Below are 8,659 nucleotides of genomic sequence, written 5' to 3'. Positions count from 1 at the left end.
GTAGATGTTGCTCTCGATGATGGAAGACGAGAAGAGTTCGGCCTGAACGTCGGCAGCTGCCCGAACATCCGACTGAGAGTGGTAATTGGAGAAGACGAACTGAGGGTTGAGCAGTCGTACTGTACCTGAGCAGTCTTGAATCCGGTTGTACCGTCGAAACGTCACTGAGCGATACGCGCCCTGTATTCAGCACGCAGTTCGTATCAGTTGTGAAGGATTTCAACAGAGCCTATGTATCCTATTTGCTTACGCTCACCGCAAAGGTTAGTATTCAGCCAGCAACTCCGGGATCGGCTCGCCGTTCTCCTCGCGAATTTCTTTTTCACGTTCGAGGTCGGCTTCGTCTAAGGCTTCCCACAGCTCACACGCCGGTACTGGCGCGTTCTCTTCGGGGATTCCTTCCGGGGTGTGTTTGCCTACTGTGTCGCACGTCGCAACCGTGAGGTGTGGTTGATTACAGTAGGGTTCCGCGAGCATATTCGGCACAGCGATCACGAGGCTTTTCGGTCGCTGTTCTGGGAATTGTTGAACCGTTAGTTCCGGGTGTGGACTTTCATCCACGGTCGGGTATTGACCCTCGTGATCGAAGTGGGTCATTTGGATCATAATAGGCGGTCCGTCGTCGTCGTCGCGCGGCTCAAGTTCTTCAAGCCGCCGTTCAATCTTTTTCTTACTCATTTGATTCGGTGGCTGTTTTGTCGCTCTTCAATCGCTTCGAGGCGTTCTTCAAGCTCTTCAAGCTCTTTGTCGGCCAGTATCTTCCGCCGTTCAGATTCAGCCGATACAATCACCCGGAGGAATTTCAATCTGACACGTTCAGCCTCAGGATTTCTAATCCTTCCGTCACCCAGACTCTTGTATCGGGCGTGATCCACTACTTCGCTTAATGTCGCTAACGCCTCTTCGCGCTCGGATTGGATTTTATCTTGAAGTTCGTCGCTCATGCTTTTACCCCGTGTTTTCGCCGGATTCGTTCGTGTTATCCTGATCGTAAGCGCCGCTTATCTCTTCGTCCTCCTCTTCGTCGTCGTTCTCTTGAGTCGGCAGGATCGACGGGAACAGTTTAGACATTAACCTCACCCGTAGCCGTTTCCTCAACTGATTGTTGATCGACCGCTTCCCAAGCCGGCACGTTTCGTTCGGGTTCGATCACAAAGGAGAGGTTATCCAAGTAGGAAAGCGCGCGCTCGTACGTCCGATCTTTGGCTTGAACGGTCGATTCCCCAAACAACTCTTGTGGGTGACATGGCCGATCGTCTTTTTGCTTAATGTCGTACAGGTGGGTGTAGTAGTCAGACACGAGCCGGGAAGTCCATTCAAAGCTTTCTGGGATTTCAAGCTTCGAGGCTTCGGCTTTGAACGCGTCTGATCCCGGATGGGGCGCGTCGTCACTAAGCCGATATGCGGTATTCCACCGGATATCTTCCGCAGTCACGGCTAATGGTCCAGCGATCCGGTAGTACACCCACGATCGGCTTGTGTTTTCGTTTGGCCACGGACACGCGTCTTCTACGGCACTATCGTTCTCAATTCCACCCCGATTCAACACGGTGTTACGAATCTTCTCCGCACCTTCAAGCGCGCGTTCTACGTTCACGTCGTCGCGGTTCGGGGGGAGTACGTAAACGCGCTCGAACGGCGATTCCTCGATTATGTCGGGATCTGATACGTCGTTACCTTGGGTCATATAGTCGCTCATTTTTTGTTTTAGTTTGCTAATGTGTTCGCTCGCCGGTTCGTCGTCAATGGTGATCTTAATCACGCAAATCACCCGTACGGAAAACCGCGCGCGGATCGGTAGCTTCGGTGTGATTGTTCCCGCGCCTGATGTCCGAAGTGAAGGCAGCCGCGTCCCCAAACCTTGAGATCGACATTAAGGGACTTGGATTTCTCGAAGCCACCGGGCGGTATGCCTCACCGTGAGTTGCCAAGCCCCGGGTCATCGGCAGCCCGCTCATACGGGCACGAACACCTCGCGTTTCGCGTCCCACTTGCGGGCGTACTCCTCCCCACAAGTGCGGCACCGGATCTCGTTCTTAGTGTGCCGGTGTGTGTATCCAGTGTGCCCGCGCGGGCACCGCATCCGCCACGGGTCCCTACTCATGGTACTGGTACACCCCCTCGGATTCGCGGGTCAATACATGGCCGTCAAATTCGTCGCACAACCACGCCAGCCCTAACTCGGCGTAGCGTTCCGACTTGCCGAGCTGTTCGGCAACGGCGTCCGGTGTGAGCGTGTCGCCGTCGGTGTATGCCGCTTGCACGTCCGCAAGAAGCGACGGGTAGCCAACGCCCGAACTATCGGGTGCTGGAGCCGGATCTTCCGTGTCTTCACCCTTGGGGTCGGGTGTGTCTGAACCGCTCTTGTCGGCCGTTTTTTCGGTCGGCGCGCTTCCATCGTCGTAATCGTCAATCGAGCGGGGTTCGGTGTCATCGTCGTCGTCGTCACTGCCGTCCGACGCCGAGATTACATCGATTGGATCGGTTTCGCCCTCAACGGTTCCAAAGTTCTTGTACCCACGGCGGGGCGTTGCGTGCCGATCGGTTCGGACGCTACTAACATACCCAAGGTCGGCACCCGAATCCCGTGCGGCGTTCGTGAACTTGTTTTGCCCGACCGGATCCTCACCGTTCTCGCGGCACCAACGACGGTACACGTCCCACGCCTCACCCGTTGTGATATTCGGCGGGTCCGGATCGTGCTCGGCAACGTTGGACAAGAAGTAATCGAGACTGTCACCCCACGTTTGCCACTTGCGTCGTGTGTCGTCGGGCGACCCCGGCACGTTCGTGAACTCGCCGCGTTCCATAAGGCGCGTCCATCCTTCAATCGCCCAGTTGAGAACAGCGGACAAGTTCTCGGGTTCCTGCAGGCGGTCGCCAAGCATGGGGTCGCGCCGGTCCGAACCCTCGGGGAAGTAGTTATCAAACTGAACGATAATCCAACGCCGCCAAAAGGCGGTGTCGTCGTCGCTCACGGGCACGTCCGGCACTTCATTCGCCGCAAACAGCATCCCGCCGGTGTACGTGAACTTGAACGGATCCTTATACAACCGCTTTGCCGTCACGGCGTCGCCGCCGGTGAGCTTCTTAAACTCACCAAGGCTCCGGCCAGTAATCGAGCCACTGGATAGGTCGGCCGCTATGTTGGCTAACCCACCGTGCAACTCGGCTTTGCTCGGCTTGTCCCCAAAGTCGTATGGACTAATGTTCGTCGTGTTGTCGTCGCCGAGGAGCGCGCCGATCGTCTCAAGGAACGTGCTCTTACCGTTGGCTCCGCCACCGACAAGGAGAAGCGCACGCTCGAACGTGGCATCCCGGTGTAAGCAGTAGCCGATGTATTCCTGAACAGCGTCAATCATTTCATTCTCAACTACCTCACCAACGAACGGTTTCCACTCCCCGTCCGCATCGGGATTGTAGTCAACCGGGAGCCGCGTCTGTGCGTAATCGTCCGGCCGCAACTCCCGGAGCGCGTTCGGATCGTCCCGAGCCGCTTTTTCCAAATTCAGCAACCCGTTTTTGACGGCGAGCGTTCCGGGGTCAAGGCCGAACGTATCCGTTGAAACCTCAACGGTGGGATCGGCCGCGGCTTGATTCTTTAACTCCTCAAGCACGTTGCCGCCGTAGTTCACCGCGTCGAGCGTCTTCCGTGCGGCTTGTGCTAAGACCCGCTCGCCGTCCGCGTTCCATGTGCCACGTTCCGAATCGTAGGCCCATAGCGCGCCGTTCTCGCGGCTCACGCGGACGTAACACTCCTCGGACGCTTTGATCAACTCCCAAGTGTACGCCGCTTTCTGCCGGTCGTTGAGGTCGGAGATCTCCCCGTCTTCACCAAGGCCGGCGTACGCCTGCAGGTCGTCCGGACGCAACGTTACCGATCGCGGCGCGTCCCGCTTCGATGGGTCCGGACGCGTTGACGACGGCGGCGACCAACCGGCTTCTTTCGCGTTGTGTACGAGCGTCGCAACGCTCACACCCGCGCCGGCGGACGCGTCGGACCAAATCGATTCAATCTGGTTCTCGGCGGCGGCGTCGTACTTGGATCCGCGTTGCGACCACGACTCAAAGAGCGACCGCCCGCGGCTTCCACTATCGTAGTCGTGAACCGCATAGGCAAGGCGGACCCATTCCGAATGTCCAACGTCCGGATCAATATGGCTTAGAGCTTCCTCAACGTCGGACTCATCAAGCCATTCGTCCCCGTCGTACTCATCGGGCGCGCCGGCGGCGTCGTTCAGTCGCGGCGGCTCACCGCGTAGTTCCTCATAGGCGTCAAACAACCACGGGGTAGGGTCGATCGCGGCGATCGCACTCCCCGATTCCGGCACGGAATTACCAGTGAAGGTGCAGAACTTGTTAGTCAACACGTCAACGCCTTCATGATCGCCGATTTGGCTATCCGACCACCAATCAGGCACCTTACTCCCGTCAATCGGGATGTGGATCCCCGTGCCGCTCGGCGACCGCTCGATGTAGGTCGCCGCTTTGCTGAACCGATCCAAGCTCGGCACCCACTCTTTCAGGTCGCCACTATCGGTAACGCCGCCGTCAATGTCAATCACACCGAACGCACCTGCAGGGTAGTCGTCGTTATCCGCGGCCGTCACGTAGCCGATCCCCCACGTCTCGCGTGAGCGGGCGGCTTGAACGGCTTCCTCAAAGGAGCGCCATGCGTCCGGTTCAGACCAACTAATCTGAAAGTCACCCTTCCAGTGCGGGCGACGGGGAGTGTCTGCACCCGCGTCCCACAAGAGCCATTGATCGCGTTCTTTCAGCTCATCGGGGACGTTTTCGTACGGGTCCGTGTCCGTACGGTTGGGACTTTCCGCCCGGCTCATTCCCCACCCCCACCGGGATCGGTCACAACCAAGCCGGACTCCGTAACGTCGTACTCTACAGCGTCAATGGCTTCGGGATCAACGCCGAGCGTGTGAAGGTCGGCCGCGGTGAGAAAAATCCCACACCCGGCGTTGCTCACTTTCGCTTCCCGGCTCATAGTTGACCCTCACGGACGCGCTCGCCACAGACGGCGCACTTGTAGGCAACCACCTCATCCGGCGTTTCCGCAAGTGTGTCACGCTCACAACCGGGGCAAGCGTAATTAGCCCGGAGCGCGTACTTGCTCATGACGACCACCCGTCGTTAAGCCCACTTCCGCCGTGCCCGCGCCCCCACGCGGGTGCCTTCTTTCTACTCATCGTTAGGCGTCACCCTCGTAGTGACCAGCATCCGCAGCAAGCCGTCGGATCAAATCGTCGTAACTCTCACCCGGCTCTTTGAGCGGGTATAGAATCTCATCCCGAGTTTCAGTTGAACACGGGAGTCGTGTATCCACCTTGGGCATGTTCACATTCGTATAGAACGTAACACATAAAGGGCGTAAGTACCTTAATGAGAATACGTTAAGATGACTTCCGAGCGATCAAAGGGGCGGTTCCTAGCCGATTTGCAACGGTCGTACCTCCACGGCAACCATGAGCCCAGCACGCGAAACTCAAAATATGCTACAGAATCACAAATTCGGGCACGAATCAAGGGAGCGCTATTTGAATTGAAGGTGTTCAATGAGGCCGCCGAGGACGGAATGTTAGAAACACTATTTGAAGATTACACTCGGCTCCCTGAATCCGCACCCGATGAGTCAGCATACCAAATGAAGATGCCGAAGGAAACGAGTGAAATTGAAGCTATTATCGGAATGGCATACCGCGGCTACAAACTGAATGGAATGGACTCCGATGAGTTTGTCAAGTCTATTTTAGAGAATGCGATCCGGAAGGCGGAAGCTGATCACCACGGCGTCCGCATTCAAGATGTTTCTGCCGAGTTGGAACTAACGGAAGATATTGAGGTACACACCGATCCATTAGAGAAGTGGCAAAAAGACATGCCACTATCCAGATCTGAATATCAGGAACTACATGATCGACTTTCAGACAAGTTGGATCGGGAAATTCAGGTGAACGAAATGGATGATCTAATTGAACAGCATCTTGTAGACGACTAACTACACGTTCAGTTTGAAGATCCGTTCCCGGTACTCCTCCTCAATGTCTTCGTAGTACGTGTGGAGGTAGTGGCGAATCGCACCCTGATCGCTTAGTTGCGTCCCGCCAACCGTGTCCCCACGCATATACTTCACTAACTCTTGGTTCAGATCCTCTTTCACGCGCCAGTAAGTCGTGAAGTAGTGCCGGCCGAAGTGTGAGGTAATCGCCCGGTGGTCTTCGGTTTCGGCATACTCGGGGTGGAAATTCGGTTTCCACACGTCCCTGTTGATCGCGGTCTTACGCATTTGTACCCGACCGTTTTTCGAGAGGAATAGCCACGGCTCACCGTTATCAGGCCGAATGAGTAGGTAACGGACCAACACCGCCCGGAGTTCGTCGTCAAGCGGGAGTAGGCGCGGCCGGCGCGACTTGTTGCCCTTGCGGTTGTGAGGGATATACAGGGCGTTCTTGCGTCCTTGTAGACCGCTCGCGGTCCCCATGTCGTCATAGTGGTCCAGCACGTCGCTGTTCTGGATGTGTAACTCGGAGAGTTTGATGTTACACACTTCGGTCGCTCGAAGGCCGAGCTTGAGCTGTAAGACCACGATCGCCCGGTCGCGGATGTGGGTAATGTCGGACACTACATCCTGTAGTTCGTCAAGCGTCAGCCGTGGCGGCTCTTTCGGACCGCCACCGTTCAGGTTGACCGTATCCTTTGCTAATTCGATCGGGTTGTAATCCGTTGGGTGGGGAAAGGCGGCATCGTCCTGCCAATACTGATACGGCGCGTTCAGGTACATGAGGCGGTTCTTGACCGTCCCCGGCGCGTTGCCACGGTCGTCACGCAAGTAGTCTATGAAGCCCTTAACGTGGTCCTCATTCGGGCACGCGGGATGCCGATCCACGGTGCTCATGTGCTTTTTCCACTCCCGAAACGTCCGGTGGTACTCCCCGACCGCGGAATCCGATATGTCCTTGGTCGACAGTCGTTCCTCAACGTACACCTCGAATGGGTCGATCCCAGTTTCCTCGAAGGTGCTCGCGTACTGTGCAAGCGGGTCTAACTCACGGCCGAACGCGTCGGCCAATTGTCGGCGGGCGTCGTTGTCACTCATTTGCTTTCTCCAGTTTCCGGTTCCATATCTCACGCGCGCTATTCTCCGCGTCGACCACGGCCATGTGGAACGGGTTGTAGGTGTGTTGGTGCTCCGTGTGCCATAGCAACCAGTCGTAGAAGCCTTCAATCACGTTCCAGTGCTGATAGGCCCGATCGATACTGAACCGTCGCACCAACTCCGCGGACCACGCTTCCACGTCGTCAGGGCGGGCAAGGGCATGGTGTCGGCCGCGATCGTCCATGTGCTCTTTCCACCGCCGGGCGAATAGATCCCATTCCTCACTCATTCGATCCGATAGCTCAACGGTCGCCCGATAGTCCGCCCATGTGTCGCGCCCCTCATAGGCCGGAGCAAGGTTGTAGAGCCGTCGCCCGTCCGGCACGTCCGACAGTTCCTTGAACACACCAAGGCGGTCATACGGCGGTTCTGCGCGGCTCATGTCCCACCTCCCGTCGGGTAGTATTCGCCACCCTTCTTTTCGAGGTCCACACCTTCGAGCGCGTCAAGGTGGGGGTTCAACCGCTCGGGCACCGTGTCCGCGAGCCGTTGGCCGATCTCCGCGCGGGTCGCTCCGGGGTTTTGTTCCACGAACCGGCGGATCGTCTCACGCTCGCCACGGTGTAACTGGTTTTCGAGCTTGTCGATCCGGTCGCGGGCGTGTTCCAGTTCGGCTTTCAGGTCGTTGCGTTGCTCGCGTAGTTCACGGACCGTTTCGTCCGGTTCAACACTCGCGTCAAACTTCTTGCGACCGGCTTCGACCATCGCCTGTATCCATTCGGACACAGACATATCCATGTCCGCGGCGTCGGCTTTCCAATCCTCGTATTGGTCCGTCGCCGGGTAGGTCATGGCCGGTTGTGTGTCGTCGCCTGTCATGGTATGTAAGAGGGTTGCGTCCCCTCTTACTAATACTTATTCGCTTTATACCGGTCACGGCATCGTGGGGACGACACACGCCGCGGACATCGAGACTCTCGTCAACCGCGTCATCGAGCGCGGCGTGCCGCCGTACCTGCTCCGGGAGGTCGACCTCGTCGTGTTCCCGCGACAGGTCGGCGGCGATCGGTACGTCACGCAAGCCGTCGAGCCGCTCTCGCCCGACGAGTACGAGTCGCTCGACCCTGCAGCCCGTCGAAGCCGAACCGGGGACCCCAGACACGGCGGAGCGGGCGTCGTGGAGAAGGGCGGGACCGCCGTCCACTACAACACCGTCGCGTGGCGGACCGCCGACGGGACGTTCCGAATGGACGGGGTTCCGGACGCGGGAAGTACCGAACCCACCGTCGACGCCGGTGAGGGCCGCCGGATCCACGCGCTGGCTCGACTCGCGGAGCGAACGGACCGCGACGTCGAGGCGGTCGAAGCCGAGTTCGCCGCCAAGCGCCGATACGTCGAGTACCTCGTCCGTGACGGGATCGACGACTTCGACGAGCTGTTCGAGTTCCTCGCGGACCTCCGGGCGGACGAGGCCGCCACCGTGGAGCGGGCCGCGCGGATACGACGCGAGGGCGGCGGCCAGTGAGCCGCGAGGAGCAGGCGGGACACCCG

9 protein-coding genes and 1 pseudogene are annotated in these 8,659 nt (G+C 58.1%); 2 read left to right on the top strand and 8 right to left on the bottom strand.

Going from position 1 to position 8,659, the window contains the following annotated elements; genetic code table 11:
• Window positions 1-264 precede the first annotated feature (264 nt).
• The 5 genes from ACFQEU_RS07795 to ACFQEU_RS07775 form a co-directional block, all read right to left on the bottom strand.
• Window positions 265-678: a hypothetical protein gene (locus ACFQEU_RS07795; RefSeq protein ID WP_379780911.1), complete on the bottom strand. Its 414-nt coding sequence runs from the start codon at window positions 676-678 to the stop codon at window positions 265-267.
• Entirely contained in the window at window positions 675-944 is a 270-nt protein-coding gene (locus ACFQEU_RS07790; RefSeq protein ID WP_209485832.1) for a DUF8136 domain-containing protein, read from the bottom strand. Before ACFQEU_RS07790 ends, ACFQEU_RS07795 begins: the two co-directional genes overlap by 4 nt.
• A 119-nt stretch (window positions 945-1,063) precedes the next feature.
• Window positions 1,064-1,858, bottom strand: coding sequence for a hypothetical protein (locus ACFQEU_RS07785; protein ID WP_379780909.1), 795 nt, complete (start codon window positions 1,856-1,858; stop codon window positions 1,064-1,066).
• A 238-nt stretch (window positions 1,859-2,096) separates the two neighbouring features.
• Window positions 2,097-4,841 carry a phage/plasmid primase, P4 family gene (locus ACFQEU_RS07780; protein ID WP_379780907.1) on the bottom strand — a complete coding sequence of 915 codons (2,745 nt, stop codon included), beginning with the start codon at window positions 4,839-4,841 and terminating at the stop codon, window positions 2,097-2,099.
• Window positions 4,838-4,999 (bottom strand): hypothetical protein, encoded by a 162-nt coding sequence (locus tag ACFQEU_RS07775; protein ID WP_379780905.1) that lies wholly within the window; start codon window positions 4,997-4,999, stop codon window positions 4,838-4,840. The genes ACFQEU_RS07780 and ACFQEU_RS07775 overlap by 4 nt, the downstream gene beginning before the upstream one ends.
• 411 nt (window positions 5,000-5,410) lie before the next feature.
• Here ACFQEU_RS07775 and ACFQEU_RS07770 point away from each other — a divergent pair, with 411 nt between their 5' ends.
• Window positions 5,411-6,010, top strand: coding sequence for a hypothetical protein (locus ACFQEU_RS07770; RefSeq protein ID WP_379780903.1), 600 nt, complete (start codon window positions 5,411-5,413; stop codon window positions 6,008-6,010).
• Here ACFQEU_RS07770 and ACFQEU_RS07765 read toward each other — a convergent pair whose 3' ends face one another.
• From ACFQEU_RS07765 to ACFQEU_RS07755, 3 genes are read right to left on the bottom strand one after another with little or no spacing between them, the layout of a single operon-like run.
• Window positions 6,011-7,108 (bottom strand): tyrosine-type recombinase/integrase, encoded by a 1,098-nt coding sequence (locus tag ACFQEU_RS07765; protein WP_379780901.1) that lies wholly within the window; start codon window positions 7,106-7,108, stop codon window positions 6,011-6,013.
• Window positions 7,101-7,550: a hypothetical protein gene (locus tag ACFQEU_RS07760; RefSeq protein ID WP_209485689.1), complete on the bottom strand. Its 450-nt coding sequence runs from the start codon at window positions 7,548-7,550 to the stop codon at window positions 7,101-7,103. The genes ACFQEU_RS07765 and ACFQEU_RS07760 overlap by 8 nt, the downstream gene beginning before the upstream one ends.
• Window positions 7,547-7,960 carry a hypothetical protein gene (locus ACFQEU_RS07755; protein ID WP_379780898.1) on the bottom strand — a complete coding sequence of 138 codons (414 nt, stop codon included), beginning with the start codon at window positions 7,958-7,960 and terminating at the stop codon, window positions 7,547-7,549. The genes ACFQEU_RS07760 and ACFQEU_RS07755 overlap by 4 nt, the downstream gene beginning before the upstream one ends.
• Window positions 7,961-8,027: 67 nt before the next feature.
• On the opposite strand from ACFQEU_RS07755, the pseudogene ACFQEU_RS07750 reads away from it, so the two are divergent.
• A pseudogene (locus tag ACFQEU_RS07750) lies at window positions 8,028-8,633 on the top strand (secretion system protein); the annotation flags it as partial.
• Window positions 8,634-8,659 lie beyond the last annotated feature (26 nt).

Source organism: Halorubrum tibetense, assembly GCF_042661865.1.
GTDB lineage: Archaea > Halobacteriota > Halobacteria > Halobacteriales > Haloferacaceae > Halorubrum > Halorubrum tibetense.
Note: the sequence above shows the minus strand (reverse complement) of the source record. Positions and strands in the feature narration are given on the sequence as shown.

What these genes read in the sequence shown, in the direction of transcription:
- ACFQEU_RS07770 (WP_379780903.1), top strand. Translation starts at nt 5,411, where the DNA reads ATGACTTCCGAGCGATCAAAGGGGCGGTTCCTAGCCGATTTGCAACGG.
- ACFQEU_RS07790 (WP_209485832.1), bottom strand. Translation starts at nt 944, where the DNA reads ATGAGCGACGAACTTCAAGATAAAATCCAATCCGAGCGCGAAGAGGCG.
- ACFQEU_RS07755 (WP_379780898.1), bottom strand. Translation starts at nt 7,960, where the DNA reads ATGACCTACCCGGCGACGGACCAATACGAGGATTGGAAAGCCGACGCC.
- ACFQEU_RS07795 (WP_379780911.1), bottom strand. Translation starts at nt 678, where the DNA reads ATGAGTAAGAAAAAGATTGAACGGCGGCTTGAAGAACTTGAGCCGCGC.
- ACFQEU_RS07760 (WP_209485689.1), bottom strand. Translation starts at nt 7,550, where the DNA reads ATGAGCCGCGCAGAACCGCCGTATGACCGCCTTGGTGTGTTCAAGGAA.
- ACFQEU_RS07780 (WP_379780907.1), bottom strand. Translation starts at nt 4,841, where the DNA reads ATGAGCCGGGCGGAAAGTCCCAACCGTACGGACACGGACCCGTACGAA.
- ACFQEU_RS07775 (WP_379780905.1), bottom strand. Translation starts at nt 4,999, where the DNA reads ATGAGCCGGGAAGCGAAAGTGAGCAACGCCGGGTGTGGGATTTTTCTC.
- ACFQEU_RS07765 (WP_379780901.1), bottom strand. Translation starts at nt 7,108, where the DNA reads ATGAGTGACAACGACGCCCGCCGACAATTGGCCGACGCGTTCGGCCGT.